Here is a 16,518-nt window from a genome sequence, read left to right on the forward strand (position 1 = left end):
TTCGTATTATTGATTTAAGTCAAGCGCGAACTCAGATCGATAACCGACCTTATCGTCGGGTGCCCATCGCGGTCCTGCGGCGGCATCACCGAAGAGCGAGTGACGGCACCCCAATCAACGGAGGAGATGCCATGCTTCGTTATCTTCTGGCTGCCCTTGCGGTCCTTGTCCTGCTTGCCGTCAGCCTCGTTCCCGACAACGCTTTCGCTCGCCGGGGTGGTGGCGGCTTCCATGGCGGCGGTGCGCGGGCAGGCGGCTTTCACGGCGGAGGTTACCGCGGTGGTGCGGTTCATGCCGGCCGGGTCCATGGTGGGTATCGCGTCGCCGGACGTGCACGTCCTGCTCATCCGATAGCCGGTCGTCCCGGCCGCTATCCGGTCGCCGGCCGGCCGGGTCGTCCCGTCGCCGGCTATCCCGGATACCGTCCCCGCTACGGCTACGGCTACGGCCGCGCAGCCTATGGTGCGGCCGCGGTCGGCGCCGCAGCAGCCGGCGCCTACGGCGCTTATGGCTACTACAACAACAGCTGTTATGACAGCTACGGCAATTGGATCTGCGCGCAACGAAACCCGTATGGCTATTGAGCGAACGACGGATCAGGCCGCTCGGCGGCCTGATCCGCTCAATAGCGCTGCGCGACGAAATTCATCCCCTTCAGGCTGGCCTGGTCGTTGTAGCGTCCCTTGTCGGAGCGTTTCGGCAGCTTGATCTTGTCCTTCTTGATACGCTTATAGGGGACGGCGCCGAGAAGGTGGGCGATACAGTTCAGCCGTGCCTTTCGCTTGTCATCCGATCGGATGATGTACCAGGGAGCTTCGTTCGTGCTGGTTTTCTTCAGCATCAGGTCGCGCGCCCGCGAATAGTCGTACCATCTCGAATAGGACTCCAGGTCCATAGGGCTGAGCTTCCATTGCCGGACGGGGTCGTCGATGCGCGCATGGAAGCGACGCTCCTGCTCCTCCATGCCCACTTCGAGCCAGATCTTGATCAGGATGATGCCGCCATCGATGACATATTTCTCCATCTGCGGGCACAGCCTGAGGAAGCGCTCGTGCTCGGCGGGGGTACAGAATCCCATGACGTATTCGACGCCGGCGCGATTGTACCAGCTTCGGTCGAAGATCACGATCTCGCCGCCGGCCGGGAATCTTTCCATGTAGCGCTGGAAGAAAAGCTGCGTCTTCTCGCGATCCGACGGCGCGGGCAGGGCAACGACGCGGAACACGCGCGGGCTGACTTTTTCGGTGATGGCCTTGATCGTCCCGCCCTTGCCGGCGGCGTCCCGGCCCTCGAACAGAATGATGACCCGTAGCTTGTTCTCCCGCACGTAGTCCTGGAGGTGACAGAGCTCGACCTGAAGCTTCTCAAGCTCCTTCTCGTAGTCTTTTCGCTTCATCCGCTCCGCAGGTACGTCCCTGGCCATGCCGATTCCTTCTGTTGCGCGTCAATCGTCCCAGGAGATGGTGACGCCGATATCGCCAGGCACACCGCCGGGGAACTCGATGATCTGATAGGCGATGCGATAGCCGCGCGGCTTCAGATAATCGGTCCAGAGCTGGAAGATCTCCTTGGGGATGCCGGTCAGGGTATTCTCCCAGCCCTTTTCCATCTGGTTGATGGCGCGGCCCTTGTCGGTGCAGAGCGAGTTCGGGAAGCGATAGACCATCACTTCGGTCATCCCGTTGCGTACCGCGCGCTGGATGATGGTCGAGGCGAGCTTGATCTTCTCCTCCTCGGTCTTGCCGGAGGGCTTGCTCAAGCGCTCGATCAAAGCCCGCTTTTCGGCCTCGGCAGCGGCTGCAACGCGGACATATTCCTCGGCTTTCTCAGCCTCCTTGAGAGCGGCTTCCTTCCGAATCTGGGCAGCGTTGGGGATGAGATCGTCGAGGGCGGGCATGGCTAGCGCCTCCTGAGGGCAGTGCGATCAACGCTAGGTCGGGCAGGGGGCGTTCCCTTGATTCAAATCAAGCAAACGGACGGACTTCCGAACACACTGCCGCAAGTACTCATTCGCGGACCGAGGAGAGACGTTTGAGCGACCAGCTTCATCCGATGGCTCCGCACCATCTGCCGTTCTATCTCGCGCCGGGAAGCGGCACCGATACGCTAATGGTGGTGATGGGCATCTTCCTGATCGGCACACTGCTCTGGCTCGGCACGCTCTATTGGAAGCTGCACAGCCTGCCCGAGCGGTTGGCGCACAAGTCGCAAAAGTTGCAGTTCGAGTTCGTCGCGGTACTCGGCCTGATCTCGCTGTTCACGCACATGCACATCTTCTGGATCGCGGGCCTGTTGCTTGCGCTGATCGATCTGCCGGACTTCGGTACGCCGCTGCGCAGCATTGCCGGGTCCGTCGAGAAGATTGCAGAGGCGACGCCGGCCGGGGATGGCGAGGAGGTCCCGGCAGAGGCCGCGCCTGCGCCGGCTCTGCCGGAAAAGCCGGGGTCTGCCAAGGAGAAGGAGCACAGCCATGCTTGAGCTCATGATCTGCTCCCTCGTCACGATCCTGCCCGACTACCTCTATCGTCGCTACGCTCAGGGCAAGCGCTTTGGCAAGGAGATCACCTTCTTCTCGGTCTGGTACGAGCTGCGCTGGGGCATCACCGGCTGCCTGATGCTGACGGTGTCGCTGATCACGATGATCTTCTATTTCCACCCCGCGACGACATCGGCGACGCTCTATTTCCGCACCGTGCCGATCCTGCCCGAAGGTTCGGGCCGTGTGGCCGAGGTCAAGGTCGGCTTCAGCGCGCCGGTGAAGAAAGGCGATGTGCTGTTCACGCTGGACGCCTCGAAGCAGCAGGCCGCCTACGACACGGCGAAGCGGAAGGTCGCGGAGGTCGACGCGGCCATGCAGACGGCGCAGGCCGACGTGGCCAAGGCCGAGGCCCAGGTTGGTGAGGCAATGGCCAATTATCAGCAGGCCAAGGACGAGCTCGAGGTCAAGAGCGAGCTCCAGCGCCGCAACCCCGGCATCGTCCCGCAACGGGACATCGACAAGCTCCAGGTCCTGGTCGATCAGCGTCAGTCCGGCATCGATGCCGCGAATGCCGCGAAGCAATCGGCATCCATGCAGGTCTCGATCTTGCTGCCGGCGCAGAAGGCCAGTGCGGAAGCCGCGCTGGACCAGGCCCAGGTCGATCTCGACAAGACACAGGTGCGCGCCGGCGTCGACGGGCGCGTCGAGCAGTTCCTGGTTCGCCCGGGCGACGTCGTCAATCAGCTGATGCGCCCGGCGGGCGTTCTCGTTCCGGAAGGCGCGGGCCGCAAGGTCCTCCAGGCCGGCTTCGGCCAGATCGAGGCGCAGGTGATGAAGGAGGGCATGGTGGCGGAGGCGACCTGCATCTCCAAGCCATGGGTGATCATCCCGATGGTGATCACGACGGTGCAGGACTACATCGCTGCCGGACAGTTCCGGTCCGGCGAGCAACTCATCGATCCCCAGAACGCCGTCCGTCCCGGCACCATCCTGGTATTTCTGGAGCCGCTCTACAAAGGCGGCCTGGATGGGGTCACGCCCGGCAGCAGCTGCATCGTCAATGCCTACACCAGCAATCACGAGGAAATTTCGGCCAACGATACCCCAACCAGCCGGAAGATCGCGCTGCACGTCGTGGACGGCGTCGGCCTCGTCCACGCGCTGCTGCTGCGCATTCAGGCGCTGTTGCTGCCGATCCAGACCCTGGTGCTGAGCGGTCATTGAGCGGGTTCTGGAGGAATTGGCGCTGTCCGCGCAGGGCAATTCCCGCTAGAATTGCCCGTTGAAGCAGCCGTTGGAAGCTGCGCGAAGGGAGCTGAGCGGGCGCATGTCCATTGTTTCGGTCAGGCCGTGGCCGGCCGCAGCCGCATGGTTATGCCTGACCCTGTTGGTCGCCTTTTGCCTGCCCCCCGGGCGAGCCGGGGCCGTCGAGCGAAGCCGGGGCGGCGAGCTCAAGCGCGTGCTGGTGCTGCATTCCTTCGGCCGCGAGTTTCGGCCCTGGAGCGAGTACGCGCGTGACATCAAGGCCCGGCTCGAGCGACAATCGCCTTGGCCGCTCGACATCCAGGAGCATGCGCTGCTCACGGCGCGCTTCAACAATCCCGGTCCCGAGGCTCCGTTCGTCGACTATCTGCAGTCGCTCTACCAGGGCGCGAAGCCCGACATCGTGCTGAGCATCGGCGCGCCTGCCGCCCGGTTTGTGCAGAAATACCGCGCGCGACTATTCCCCGATACGCCGCTGATTCTTTCCGCGGTCGAGGATCGGCTGATCGATCGCGCCGATCTCCGCGACAACGACGTGGTCGTGGCAATCCGCAACGATTTCGTGGCCGCATTCGACAACATCCTTCGGCTTCTTCCGGACACCAAGTCGGTTGCGATCGTGATCGGAGCCTCGCCGCTCGAGAAATTCTGGATGGAGGAGGTGAAGCGGGAGTTGAAACCTCTCGGCGACCGGTTGGAGCTCGTCTGGTATTCGGATTTGTCATTCGAGGACATATTGAAGCGCGCATCGACCCTGCCGCCGCATACGGTGTTGTTCTGGGGGCTGATGTCGGTCGATGCGGTCGGGGTCGTCCACGAGAGCGACATTGCCCTGCGCAGCCTGCACGCAGTCGCGAATGCCCCGATCTTTTCCTACCAGGAGCCCTTCTTCGGCGACAGCACCGTCGGGGGACCGATGCATCTGGTGGCGGAAACGACTTCGAGGACCGCGAGCGCCGCGATCGGCATTCTCGGCGGAGCGGATCCCGCCAGCTTCAAGTATGAGCCCCTCGGCTTCGGTGCGCCCAAATATGATTGGCGGGAATTGCAGCGCTGGGGCATCAGCGAGAGTCGCTTGCCTCCGGGCAGCGAGATCGTGTTTCGCGAGCCGAGCGTTTGGAAGCGCTATCGCTGGCAGATGGTGTTGATCACCGCGGTATTTCTGGTGCAGGCGGGTCTGATCAGCGGCTTGCTGCACGAGGGACGCGGTCGCAGGTTCGCCGAACTGGAATCCCGCCAGCGGTTGGCAGAGCTTGCTCACGTCAATCGCTATTCCACTGTCGGCGAGCTGACGACGTCGATCGCCCACGAATTAAACCAGCCGCTTGGCTCCATCCTGACCAATGCCGAGACGGCGGAGCTGATGCTCAAGGGCAACTCGCCCGATCTCGACGAGCTCAGTCAGATCCTTGCCGATATCAGGCGGGACGACCTGCGGGCGAGCGAGGTGATCCGCAGGCTCCGCGCCGTTCTGAGAAAGACGCCGTTCGAGGTCAAGGACATCGAGCTCAACGATACCGTTCGCGAAGCGATCGGGCTTGTGGAGGCCGTCGCTCACGGACGCCGCATCGCATTGACCTACATGCCTGTCCTGGTGAATCTGCACGTCAAGGGCGATCCGGTCCAGCTTCAGCAGGTCATTCTCAACCTGATCATCAACGCGATGGACGCGGTCTCCGAGACGAACGGCGAAAAACGCGAGGTCAGCGTCTCGACCCTGCGTGCCGGCCATCACGCCGAGATCAGGATCACCGACACCGGAGCCGGAATAGCCGCGTCCGATCTTGCAAATGTGTTCGATCCGTTCTTCACGACCAAGCCGGAAGGCATGGGTATGGGGCTCGCGATCGCCAAAACCATCGTCGAGGCTCATCACGGCATGATCAGCGCGTCAAACCAGTCGGCGGGGGGCGCGCTGTTCACGATCCAGCTTCCGATCGCGCGCTGACGGGACGGTATCTTGATCTTGATCAAGCCCGCAGGGCTCCGCGGCGCTTTCTCTATCCCGGTCGCATAGTCGGGATAGGCGGGCGTGAGGAGCATGAGACGCCGTGACTTCATGTCGCTGGTCGGTGCAGCGGCCGCGTTTCCGGTCCTGGCGAAAGCCCAGGACCGGATGCCCTCGGTCGGGGTGCTGACTGGAAATGTGATCGGCGATCCCGGCGCACAGATGCGGATCGCTGCCTTTCAGCAGGGTCTCACCGATCGCGGCTGGACCGCCAATCAGAACTATCGTCTGGAGGTGCGCTGGCCGGGCCCCAATCCCGCGCGGCAAACATTGGAGGCACTCGAGCTCGTCGCCGCGGCGCCGGACGTGCTGCTCGCGACCAGCACAGGAACGGCGCGGGCGCTGAGCGCAGCGACGCAGCGAATTCCGATCGTTTTCGTTGGGCTCTCCGATCCCGTCGGCACCGGTCTGATCGCCAATCTGGCGCGGCCGACCGGCAATCTCACCGGCTTTTCGCTGTATGAGCACTCGATGAGCGGCAAGTGGCTGGGGCTGCTGAAGGACATGGCGCCTGGGATCAGCCAGGCGGCGCTGCTGTTCAATCCGGAATCGTCACCCTACGCGTCGTCTTATCTGCGGGCGGCGCATCAGATGGAAAGTCGTTTGGGACTCAAGGTGATCGGCGCCAGCGTTCGCAGCGGCGCCGAGATCGCGGATCTGATCGAGACCACCTCGCGCGCCGGCGGCGGTCTGGTCGTGCTGCCGGATGGCGGCTTCTTCGGAACCCAGAGCGCGATGACGATTGCGCTGCTGGCCCAGCATCGCGTGCCCGCGATCTTCGCCGTCCGCTTCTACGCGGTGAATGGCGGGCTGATGTCCTATGGTGCAGATCTCACCCAGCAATTTCGTGATGGCGCCGGTTATGTCGACCGCCTTCTGCGCGGTGCCGGGATCGGCAGCCTCCCGGTGCAATTCGCCACCAGGTTCGAACTCGTCATCAACATGAAAGCGGCCAACGCCCTCGGCCTGACGGTGCCGGGCCGGCTCCTGATGGATGCTGAACTGATCGAATGACGCTTCGCTCTCGCGCAGCAGTAGCACGATCGCGTTTCGTTGATCTCGATCAACGAACGCCGGCGTGTCGGCTCGATCTTCCGACGCGGGAAGTGTGAAGGAGGATGCGATGTTTCGCTGCGGCAAGATCCTGGTGGCGCTTGCGTTCACAATGGCGACCTGGTCCGCCGCAATGGCGCAGACCGAGACGCCACCCGCGAATCCCGCTCCGCAGGCACAACCGGCAGCGTCGACGGCACCGGCGGCCGAGCTGCTGAAGCCGGAGCAGCTCGAAGCCTTGGTCGCGCCGATCGCGCTCTATCCCGACGAATTGCTGGCCAACGTGCTGGCCGCTTCGACCTATCCGCTGGAGGTGGTGCAGGCCGACCGCTGGCTGAAGGAGCGCAAGACGCTGAAGGGCGATGCGCTCAGGACGGAAGTCGAGAAGCAGAGCTGGGACGACAGCGTCAAGGCGCTCGCCAGTACCGCTGATGTCCTGGCCATGATGAGCGACCAGCTCGATTGGACCAAGAAGCTCGGCGACGCCTTCCTCGCTCAGCAGCCCGACGTGATGGATGCGATCCAGCGGCTGCGCAACAAGGCCTATGACAACAAGAAGCTTGTCACCACCAAGCAGCAGAAGGTCAGTGTCCAGTCTCAGGAGGGCAAGCAGGTCGTCGTGATTCAGCAGGCTGATCCCTCGGTAATGTACGTGCCTTACTACGATCCGGCGACCGTCTACGGCAGCTGGCCCTATGCGGAGTATCCGCCCTATTATTGGGGTTATCCATCCTATGTCGGCGCCGGCATGGTTGCCGCCGGCATCGCTTTCGGCACGGCATGGGCGATCGGGCGCTGGGCCAATTACTGGGGCGGCGGCTGCAACTGGGGCAATCGCAACGTCTACGTCAATCATCGCACCACCAACATCGGCAACGGTTGGCAGCACAACCCCGCGCATCGGGGCGGCGTACGCTACGCCAACAACAACGTGCAGCAGCGCTTCGGCAACAACAACATCAGGGCCGGTGCGGCGGACCGGATGGATTTCCGTGGCCGCGATGGCAACCAGGTGCTGCATCCGAGCCAGGGCGCTGGCGCAGGAGATCGTGCAGGAGATCGTGCAGGGGATCGCGCAGGAGATCGTGACGGCCCCGGTGATCGCGGCGGTGCTGGCAATCGTGGCGATCGTCCGGGGGCTGGCGATCGGCCGAGCGCTGGGACGCGTGATCGGCCTGGTGCTGGTGATCGTGCCGGAGCCGGTAGTCGTGCGAAGGGCGGTGGTGATCGGGCCAAGGGTGGCGGCGATCGTGCCAAGCCTGCGACCAAGCCTGCGACCAAGGCTGCGAACCGTGCCGGCGGCGGTGCGGCCAATCGCGGCGACGGTAATCGCGGCGGTGCCATGAACGTCTCTTCGGGCCGCTCGGCAGCCGCCGCGTCCGCCCGCGGTCGCGCCAGCATGGCGAGCATGCCGCGCGGTGGCGGCGGACCGGGCATGGCCGGGCGCGGCGGCGGGGGCGGAATGGCGATGCGTGGCGGCGGAGGCGGTTTTGGGGGAGGCGGCCGCGGCGGCGGCGGTGGCCGGCGCTCCGATATCGCGCTGAAGCACGATATCGTTCTGCTCGGCCGTCTTTCCAACGGCCTCGGCTATTACCGCTTCAGCTACATCGGCAGCGAGAAGGCCTATGTCGGCGTGATGGCGCAAGAGGTCGAGCGGGTGATGCCCCACGCCGTAACCCGCGGCAGCGATGGCTATTTGCGCGTCTATTACGACAAGCTCGGACTGACATTCCGCAGCTACCGCGACTGGCTCGCCGGCGGCGCGAAGATTCCTGCGGAGGTGAAGCCATGACCGGGTTGAAATCGTTCTGCCGCGCAGTGTTGCCGGGCTTCCTGGTGTTGGCGGTGCTTGGCTCTGCATCGCAGGCGCAGGAATCCTACAAGACACCGGAAGACGCCGCGGCTGCGCTGGCGGCCGCGGTCAAGAGCGGTCCGAAGGACATTTTGAAGGTGCTCGGCAGGAATGCGCAGGATATCGTCTCCTCGGGTGACGAGGTTGCCGACGTCGATATCCGTCAGCGCTTCGCATCGATGTACGACGCCAAGCACGGCATCAAGGCGGAAGGCAACAAGACCGCGACCTTGATGCTGGGGCCGGATGATTTCCCGTTCCCGATTCCGCTGGTCAACACCAAGGCCGGCTGGGAGTTCGACATCGGCGAGGGACGCATCGAGGTGCTGCGCCGGCGCATCGGCCGCAACGAGCTCGATGCGATCCAGACCGCGCTCGCTTTCGTCGACGCCCAGAACGAATACGCCGACAAGGACCGCGGCGAGGGCGTCGGCGTCTATGCCCAGCGCATCCTCTCCTCGCCCGGCAAGAAGGACGGCCTGTTCTGGCGCGACGACAGCGACCCGAGCCCGCTGGGGGCGCTGGCAGCCGAGGCTGCGAACGAGGGTTATCGCGCGGGCGATGTCGGACCTGTGCCCTATCACGGTTACTACTTCCACATCCTCAAGGGGCAGGGCCGGGATGCGCGCGGCGGTGCGCTCAACTATGTCGTCAACGGCAAGATGATCGGTGGCTTCGGCCTGATCGCCTGGCCCGCGGAATACGGCAACTCCGGCGTCATGACGTTTCTCGTCAATCACGAGGGTATTGTCTACCAGAAGGATCTGGGCAAGCGCACCGAGTCCATCGCCGAGCGAACCACGCTGTTCGATCCCGACGAGACCTGGAAGAAGGTCGATGCAGCAAAACCCTAAACCGCGCCCGCGCCTGTTCCGCCTGAGCGCGGCTATTCTGCTGGCGCTCGGGCTGACCATTCCGGCGACGCCGTCCCTGGCGCAAGCCGCCGGCCATGTCCGCGCGAAAATCGTCAAGGCGGGCCTTCTGGTCGGCGGCGGCGCCGGCAGTGGTGTGCTGACCTATCGCGGCAAGACCTATCCGTTCAGGATCAGCGGCCTGAGCTTCGGTATCACGGTCGGCGCGACAGTCGGCCGCTTCGATGGCTGGGCGTCAGGCATTCGCGAGGTCGGCGACTTCGCCGGCACCTACAGCTCGGTTGGCGGCGGCTTTGCCGTGGTCGGGGGCGTCAACGGCGTCCATCTCCGCAATGAGAAGGGCGTGAACATCGTGCTGCAAGGCCCGAAGGCTGGCCTCGAGCTCGCCGCCAATATCAGCCAGATCACGATCGCCTTCAGATGAGGCTCACGCGGACCGCGTGTGGGCGAGATCGAGAACGAGGCGCAGCGTCGCCGGATCATGGCTTCGCGCAATTCTGAAATCGGCCTTTGCGAACACGCGGCGCATCGAGGCGTTGCCGGACAGAACTTCGGCCGTCAGCTCCCGCATCCCATGCTCCCGCGCAATATCGATGAGATGCCTCAGGAGCAGGGAACCGATGCCGCGGCCTTGCCAGGCGTCCACCACGACGAAGGCCATCTCGGCCCGACCGGGGTCCGTGACCACATATCGCCCGCCACCGACGATCGCAGGACGCCCTTGTTCCTCGACAAGGGCAGCAAGTGCGACGTGATTGCTGAAATCCAAGTCCATGAAGAACGCTCGCTCCTTCTCCGAGAAGTGCCGCTTCATGACGAAAAACCGGCTCCGGAGCGAGTCCGGCCCGGTGCGCTCGATCGCCGCCAGCATGTCGGCCTCGTCGTTCGGGCGCAGCGCGCGGATCTCGATCGGTGTACCGTCCCTCAGCGCCGCCCGCGCGCGGTAATTTGCGATGTCTGACATGCCGATGTCGCTCCGGCGGCATTCGGCTCGCCAAGCAAGCCGTGCCTCGTGCCTGTGCAGGATGAGAGCCTTTTGCGCGGGCAGATCACCTTGACCTAGATCAACGCTCGTCCTCGCCCGGCATCATCAATTGTCGAACGCGACGGAGAGGTCGAAACATGTCCATGGACAAGGCACAAATTCCGAGCGGACCAATGTCGGGGCTGGTTGCTTCGGCGGTCGAATACATGGTCGATGCGGGGCAACGCAGTGTCCTGTTCCTGGACATCATGCGTCGCCGCGGCGACCAGTACCGGGAACACATCGCGCAGACCGCGCCGCATGTTCTGCAATATGCCGCAGAATTGATCATGGATGGCCGCAAGCTCGATGAACCCGTCAACTACGCGCTGGTGCGCATCTTTCCGCCTGAGAATGTCGAGATCGACAGGGATCGGCGGCCATTCGTCGTGATCGACCCACGCGCGGGCCACGGCCCCGGCATCGGCGGCTTCAAGGCCGACAGCGAGATCGGCGTCGCCATGAAGGCGGGGCACCCCTGCTATTTCATCGGCTTCCTGCCGGATCCGATGCCAGGACAGACCATCGAGCGCATTGCGCGCGCCGAAGCCATCTTCATCGAAGAGGTCATCAGCCGTCATCCGAATGCGGACGGCAAGCCCTGCGTCATCGGCAATTGCCAGGCCGGATGGGCCGTCATGATTCTGGCCTCGCTGCGCCCCGAGCTGTTCGGACCGCTGATCATCGCCGGCGCGCCGCTGGCCTATTGGGCCGGCGTGCGCGGCAAATATCCGATGCGCTATTCGGGCGGGTTGTTGGGCGGAAGCTGGCTGACGGCTCTGACATCCGATCTTGGCGCCGGCAAGTTCGATGGCGCCTGGCTGGTGCAGAACTTCGAAAACCAGAACCCGTCGAACACGCTGTGGACGAAGCAGTACAACGTCTATTCCAGGGTCGACACCGAGGCGGACCGCTACCTCGAATTCGAGCGCTGGTGGGGCGGCCACGTCAACCTCAACGCCGAGGAGATCCAGTTCATCGTCGACGAGCTGTTCGTCGGCAACAATCTCGCCGCGGGCAACATCGAGATGTCCGACGGCCGCAAGGTCGACCTTCGCAACATCAGGTCGCCGATCGTGGTGTTCTGCTCCGAGGGCGACAACATCACGCCGCCGCAGCAGGCGCTGGACTGGATCCTGGATTGCTACGCCGACGTCGATGAGATCAGGGCCTACGGGCAAACGATCGTATATACCGTCCACGAAACCGTCGGCCACCTCGGCATCTTCGTGTCCAGTGGCGTCGCCAAGAAGGAACATGCCGAATTCTCCGAGAATATCGATCTGATCGACGTGCTGCCGCCTGGGCTCTATGAAGCCACGTTTGACGCCAAGGCCGCCGATACGACAAATGCCGATCTCGCCATGGGAAATTGGGTGATGCGCTGCGAGGCGCGGACGCTCGATGACATCCGCGCCATGGGCGGCAACTCGCCCGAGGACGAGCGCCGCTTCGCCACCGCCAAACGCGTTTCGGAGATCAATCTCAAGGCCTATCAGAAATTCCTCCAGCCCTGGATCAAGGGCATGGTGACGCCGCAAATGGCCGAGTGGGCTCACAAGATGCATCCGCTGCGGCTGCAATACGAGCTGTTCAGCAGCAAAAATCCCTATATGGCGACGGTGAAATCATTGGCCGAGAAGGCCGAGGAGAAGCGCAAGCCAATCTCGAAGGATAATCCGTTCCTTGCCTTCCAAGAACAGATGTCGAAGCAGATCGTGCATGCTCTGGACAGTTGGCGAGATCAGCAGGAAGCTCTGAGCGAGGCGATGTTCCTCAGCATCTATGGGTCGCCGGCGCTGCAAGCCGCGGTCGGAATTGATCCCGGCTCCGCACCTTCCGCACGGAGGGAGATGTCGGCGGAGCATCGCGCGATGCTCGAGAAGCGCGTTGCTGAACTCAAATCGCGGATCGGCGAAGGCGGCCTTCGCGAGGCAGCGCTGCGCGCCTTGCTCTATGTCGGGTCGGCGCGCGGGATGGTCGACGAACGAAGCATCGAAGCCCTGCGGCAGATCCGGAGGGACCAGGACGGGGCGCGCATGACCCTGCCCGAATTCAAGATGCTGGTGCGGGAGCAGTTCTTCATGCTGCTGCTCGATCGGGACGCCGCGCTGGCCGCCATCCCCAAGATGCTGCCTGACGACGTCAATTCTCGTTGCCGCACCTTCGAGGCGATCGAGCGGGTGCTGTCGGCCAGCGAGGACGTCACAGGTGAGCGCGCGAGGCGGCTGGGGCAGGTTGCCGGCCTGTTCGGCATCGACACGTCGGAGGGTTCCGAAAGAGGGTCGAACGTTGCCCCTTTCGATCCCAGGGCGAAGGCATCCTAACGCGGGTTGCAAGGACCGGGAGCAACATGATGTCACCAGATGCGGCGGCTACGCACTCTCCCAGCAAGTACGATCGCCTGATCGCCGCGGCCAGGGCGATCCCGCCCGCGCCCACCGTCGTCGTGCATCCCTGCGACGAGACGTCGTTGCGGGGCGCCCTGGACAGCGCGGCTGCGGGCATCATTCGGCCCGTGCTGGTCGGACCGGAGCGGAAGATCAGGGATACCGCCGCCAAGTTCGGTCTGGACATCTCCCGCTGCGAGATCGTCGATGCCGCGCACAGCGACGATGCCGCAGCGAAGGGCGTCGAATTGATCCACTCCGCGAGAGGTGAACTTCTGATGAAGGGCAGCCTGCACACCGACGAGTTGATGCGGGCCGTGACCGCCAAGGTCGGCGGGCTGCGGACCGATCGGCGCATCAGCCATGTCTTCGTCATGGACGTGCCGGCCTATGCCGAGACCATCTTCGTCACCGACGCCGCGATCAACATCTTCCCCGACCTCGATGCCAAGCGCGACATCATCCAGAACGCGATCGATCTCTACAACCAGGCCGGGTTCGGCCAGTCGCCCCGGGTCGCCATCCTGTCCGCCGTGGAGACGGTCACATCGAAGATTCCGTCGACGATCGAGGCTGCGGCTCTTTGCAAGATGGCGGACCGCGGGCAGATCACCGGTGGCGTGCTTGACGGGCCGCTGGCGTTCGACAATGCGATCGATGTCGAATCGGCGCGCATCAAAGGTATCGAGTCCGAGGTCGCCGGCCGCGCGCAGATCCTGGTCGTGCCTGATCTGGAAGCGGGCAACATGCTCGCCAAGAATCTCGCTTATTTCGCCAAGGCCGACGGCGCCGGCATAGTGCTCGGCGCGCGGGTGCCGGTCGTCCTGACCTCGCGCGCGGACAGCGCGAGGGCGCGAATGGCATCCTGCGCCGTCGCCGCGCTTTATGCCAACGCCCGGCGCCAGAGTGCGCCGACCATTGCGGCGTGATTGCCATGGACAGCATCCTGGTCGTCAACGCCGGCTCCTCGAGCGTCAAGTTCCAGGTCTTCGCAGTCGACGATGAAGGCAGGCTTCGCCGGTTGATCAAGGGACAGGTGGACGGCATCGGCAGTCGTCCGCGCCTGCGGGCGAATGGAGCTGGCGGCGATCCCATGGCCGATCGCGCCTATCCGATCGAGGCGATCGGGGACGTTCCGGCGGCGATGGCGATCGCCGGCGAGTGGCTGCGCAATGAAGTCCGCATCCAACCCTTGGCGGTCGGGCACCGAGTCGTCCATGGCGGGCCGGAATTCGAGAGGCCGGTTCTGATCGATCATGGCGTGGTGGCACGGTTGGAGCGCTTCGTGGCTCTGGCGCCGCTGCATCAACCCCACAATCTGGCGCCGATCCGTTCGATTCTCGCCAATTTCCCTACAGTGCCCCAGGTCGCCTGTTTCGACACCGCGTTTCACCGCACCCATGGTCCGCTGGCCGATCATTACGCGATCCCGCACCAGCTCCACGCCGAAGGCGTGCGCCGCTACGGGTTTCACGGCCTGTCCTATGAGTACATCTCCCGTACCTTGCCGCAGATCGCGCCCGATATCGCAAAACGCCGGGTGATCGTCGCCCATCTGGGCAGCGGTGCGTCGATGTGCGGCATGAAGGGCGGACAGAGCGTCGAGAGCACCATGGGATTCACCGCGCTCGACGGACTGCCGATGGGCACCCGCCCCGGTCAGCTCGATCCGGGAGTCGTGCTGTACCTGATCTCGGAGAAGGGGATGACGCCATCGAAGGTGCAAGATTTCCTTTACCGCGACTGCGGCCTGAAAGGTCTCTCCGGCGTCAGCAACGACATGCGCGAGCTGCAGGCGAGCGGCGATCCGCAAGCAAAGCTGGCGGTGGACTATTTCGTCTATCGCATCGGTCTCAGCGCCGGCATGCTGGCCGCGGCGCTGCAGGGCATCGATGCCTTCGTCTTCACCGCCGGCATCGGCGAGAATTCCAGCGGCATTCGCGCGCGCGTGGCGGAGCAACTCGGCTGGCTCGGCGTGGCACTCGACGCAGCCGAAAACGCGCGCCATTCGCGCCTGATATCGGCGAAGGCCAGTCGCGTGCCCGTCTATGTCGTACCGACGGACGAGGAATTGATGATCGCACAGCATACGCTGTCGCTGCTGATGAACGGCCAATCGCCCGGCCCCAGACATGAGAGGGTGTCATGATCCCAGTATTTCCGGACAGCAAGGTTGCTCTGAAGGGGAAGAAGGGCCTCGTCGTCGGCATCGCCAACGACCAGTCGATCGCCTGGGGGTGCGCCAGGGCGTTTCGCGCGCTCGGCGCCGATCTCGCCGTCACCTATCTGAACGAGCGTGCCAAGAAGCACGTCGAGCCGCTGGCCCAGGCGCTCGAAGCGCCGATCTTCGTGCCGCTGGACGTCATGGTCGAGGGGCAGACCGAAGCGGTGTTCGAACGCATCAAGTCGGAGTGGGGGCAGCTCGATTTCCTGCTTCATTCCATCGCCTTCTCACCCAAGGAGGCGCTGCACGGCCGCGTCGTCGACGTCGGCCGCGACGGCTTCCTGAAAACCATGGACGTCTCCTGCTGGTCGTTCCTGCGGATGGCACATCTCGCCGAGCCGCTGATGAAGAACGGCGGCACGATGTTCACCATGACCTATTACGGCAGCCAGATGGTGGTGGAGAACTACAACATCATGGGCGTGGCCAAGGCGGCGCTCGAGGCGTCCGTTCGCTATGCGGCTGCAGAGCTCGGGCCGAAAGGCATTCGCGTGCACGCGATCTCGCCGGGACCGCTTGCGACCCGCGCGGCCTCAGGCATTCCCGAGTTTGACGAGCTCATGGACAAGGCACAGTCCAAGGCGCCCACGCGCAGCCTCGTCAGCATCGACGATGTCGGCAATGCCACCGCGTTCCTGGCGCTCGACGGCGCGAAGCTGATCACCGGCGGTGTTCTCTATATCGATGGTGGCTATCACATCATCGATTGATGGTGGATCGGAGCGCTGTCGCGCCGGGCCGGGTGGCCTCGGCACGTGGGTTGATGATGGCATATTGCCGGTGTTTTGCCCGACGGGGCAATGCATTTTTTCGTAAAAGCAGAAGATGCGGTGCGGTGGACCCCATGGCTACTGTGCATGGGGTTGTTTTCGAGTTTCTTCTTTCAGCGGTAGTGCAGGGCGATCAGCTCGGCGACGCAGGCGGGCTTCCTGCCGCCCTCGATCTCGATCACGAGGTGGTAATTGACACGCAATCCGTCGGGCGGCACGTCCTCGGCTTCGGCGACCGTGACGCGGCCGCGCAGCCTTGAACCAGCCGGCACCGGCGCCAGATACCTGATCCGGTCCGCGCCGTAGTTGAGCGTGTTGCGCAGGCCCTTCAGGCCGATGACCGAGCGGATGAACAGCGGGGCCAAGGCGAGCGAGAGAAGGCCATGAGCGATGGTCTTGCCGCCGGGCATTTCCTTGCTCGCGCGCTCCTGGTCGACATGGATCCATTGCTCGTCACAGGTCGCCTCGGCGAACTGGTTGATGCGCGCCTGCGTGATCTCGATCCAGTCGCTGGCACCGATCTCGGTGCCGACAGCGGATTTGATCTCGTCGAAGTCGCTGAATATCCGCATGGGTTCACCTG

At 63.9% G+C, this 16,518-nt stretch carries 16 protein-coding genes; 12 read left to right on the top strand and 4 right to left on the bottom strand.

Annotated features, from left to right (window positions below):
* Window positions 1-131: 131 nt before the first annotated feature.
* Window positions 132-584, top strand: a complete 453-nt coding sequence (locus tag ACVIIW_RS23445) for a hypothetical protein (protein WP_456702897.1) — start codon at window positions 132-134, stop codon at window positions 582-584.
* 38 nt (window positions 585-622) lie between these two features.
* Here ACVIIW_RS23445 and ppk2 read toward each other — a convergent pair whose 3' ends face one another.
* Together ppk2 and ACVIIW_RS23455 are read right to left on the bottom strand one after the other, a co-directional pair.
* Entirely contained in the window at window positions 623-1,423 is an 801-nt protein-coding gene (gene ppk2, locus ACVIIW_RS23450; protein ID WP_456702898.1) for a polyphosphate kinase 2, read from the bottom strand.
* Between the two features lie 21 nt (window positions 1,424-1,444).
* Window positions 1,445-1,897, bottom strand: a complete 453-nt coding sequence (locus ACVIIW_RS23455; protein ID WP_456702899.1) for a hypothetical protein — start codon at window positions 1,895-1,897, stop codon at window positions 1,445-1,447.
* A gap of 155 nt (window positions 1,898-2,052) precedes the next feature.
* Between ACVIIW_RS23455 and ACVIIW_RS23460 the strand changes: the two genes are divergently transcribed.
* The 7 genes from ACVIIW_RS23460 to ACVIIW_RS23490 all read left to right on the top strand — a co-directional run bounded on the left by ACVIIW_RS23460 (window position 2,053) and on the right by ACVIIW_RS23490 (window position 9,951).
* On the top strand, window positions 2,053-2,478 hold the full coding sequence (locus ACVIIW_RS23460) for a hypothetical protein (protein WP_456705244.1): 426 nt from the start codon (window positions 2,053-2,055) through the stop codon (window positions 2,476-2,478).
* The gene (locus ACVIIW_RS23465) at window positions 2,471-3,703 is read left to right on the top strand and encodes an HlyD family secretion protein (RefSeq protein ID WP_456702900.1); all 1,233 of its coding nucleotides are present in this window, start codon (window positions 2,471-2,473) and stop codon (window positions 3,701-3,703) included. The genes ACVIIW_RS23460 and ACVIIW_RS23465 overlap by 8 nt, the downstream gene beginning before the upstream one ends.
* Window positions 3,704-3,806: 103 nt before the next feature.
* On the top strand, window positions 3,807-5,690 hold the full coding sequence (locus tag ACVIIW_RS23470) for a sensor histidine kinase (RefSeq protein WP_456702901.1): 1,884 nt from the start codon (window positions 3,807-3,809) through the stop codon (window positions 5,688-5,690).
* A 93-nt stretch (window positions 5,691-5,783) separates the two neighbouring features.
* Window positions 5,784-6,764, top strand: a complete 981-nt coding sequence (locus ACVIIW_RS23475) for an ABC transporter substrate-binding protein (protein ID WP_456702902.1) — start codon at window positions 5,784-5,786, stop codon at window positions 6,762-6,764.
* Window positions 6,765-6,873: 109 nt separating this feature from the next.
* Entirely contained in the window at window positions 6,874-8,595 is a 1,722-nt protein-coding gene (locus ACVIIW_RS23480) for a DUF3300 domain-containing protein (protein ID WP_456702903.1), read from the top strand.
* Window positions 8,592-9,509 (top strand): DUF2950 domain-containing protein, encoded by a 918-nt coding sequence (locus tag ACVIIW_RS23485; RefSeq protein ID WP_456702904.1) that lies wholly within the window; start codon window positions 8,592-8,594, stop codon window positions 9,507-9,509. Before ACVIIW_RS23480 ends, ACVIIW_RS23485 begins: the two co-directional genes overlap by 4 nt.
* Window positions 9,493-9,951, top strand: coding sequence for a hypothetical protein (locus ACVIIW_RS23490; RefSeq protein ID WP_456702905.1), 459 nt, complete (start codon window positions 9,493-9,495; stop codon window positions 9,949-9,951). The genes ACVIIW_RS23485 and ACVIIW_RS23490 overlap by 17 nt, the downstream gene beginning before the upstream one ends.
* 3 nt (window positions 9,952-9,954) lie before the next feature.
* On the opposite strand, the gene ACVIIW_RS23495 is transcribed toward ACVIIW_RS23490, so the two are convergent.
* Window positions 9,955-10,491 (bottom strand): N-acetyltransferase family protein, encoded by a 537-nt coding sequence (locus ACVIIW_RS23495; protein WP_456702906.1) that lies wholly within the window; start codon window positions 10,489-10,491, stop codon window positions 9,955-9,957.
* Window positions 10,492-10,649: 158 nt separating this feature from the next.
* On the opposite strand from ACVIIW_RS23495, the gene ACVIIW_RS23500 reads away from it, so the two are divergent.
* The 4 genes from ACVIIW_RS23500 to fabI are packed head-to-tail and all read left to right on the top strand — an operon-like array spanning window position 10,650 to window position 15,875.
* Window positions 10,650-12,878: a DUF3141 domain-containing protein gene (locus ACVIIW_RS23500; RefSeq protein WP_456702907.1), complete on the top strand. Its 2,229-nt coding sequence runs from the start codon at window positions 10,650-10,652 to the stop codon at window positions 12,876-12,878.
* 29 nt (window positions 12,879-12,907) lie between these two features.
* Window positions 12,908-13,870: a phosphate acetyltransferase gene (locus tag ACVIIW_RS23505; protein ID WP_456705245.1), complete on the top strand. Its 963-nt coding sequence runs from the start codon at window positions 12,908-12,910 to the stop codon at window positions 13,868-13,870.
* Between the two features lie 5 nt (window positions 13,871-13,875).
* On the top strand, window positions 13,876-15,090 hold the full coding sequence (locus ACVIIW_RS23510; protein ID WP_456702908.1) for an acetate/propionate family kinase: 1,215 nt from the start codon (window positions 13,876-13,878) through the stop codon (window positions 15,088-15,090).
* On the top strand, window positions 15,087-15,875 hold the full coding sequence (gene fabI, locus ACVIIW_RS23515) for an enoyl-ACP reductase FabI (RefSeq protein ID WP_456702909.1): 789 nt from the start codon (window positions 15,087-15,089) through the stop codon (window positions 15,873-15,875). The genes ACVIIW_RS23510 and fabI overlap by 4 nt, the downstream gene beginning before the upstream one ends.
* Before the next feature lie 173 nt (window positions 15,876-16,048).
* On the opposite strand, the gene ACVIIW_RS23520 is transcribed toward fabI, so the two are convergent.
* Window positions 16,049-16,507: a MaoC family dehydratase gene (locus tag ACVIIW_RS23520; RefSeq protein WP_456702910.1), complete on the bottom strand. Its 459-nt coding sequence runs from the start codon at window positions 16,505-16,507 to the stop codon at window positions 16,049-16,051.
* Window positions 16,508-16,518: the final 11 nt, after the last annotated feature.

Source organism: Bradyrhizobium sp. USDA 4449 (assembly GCF_054056275.1).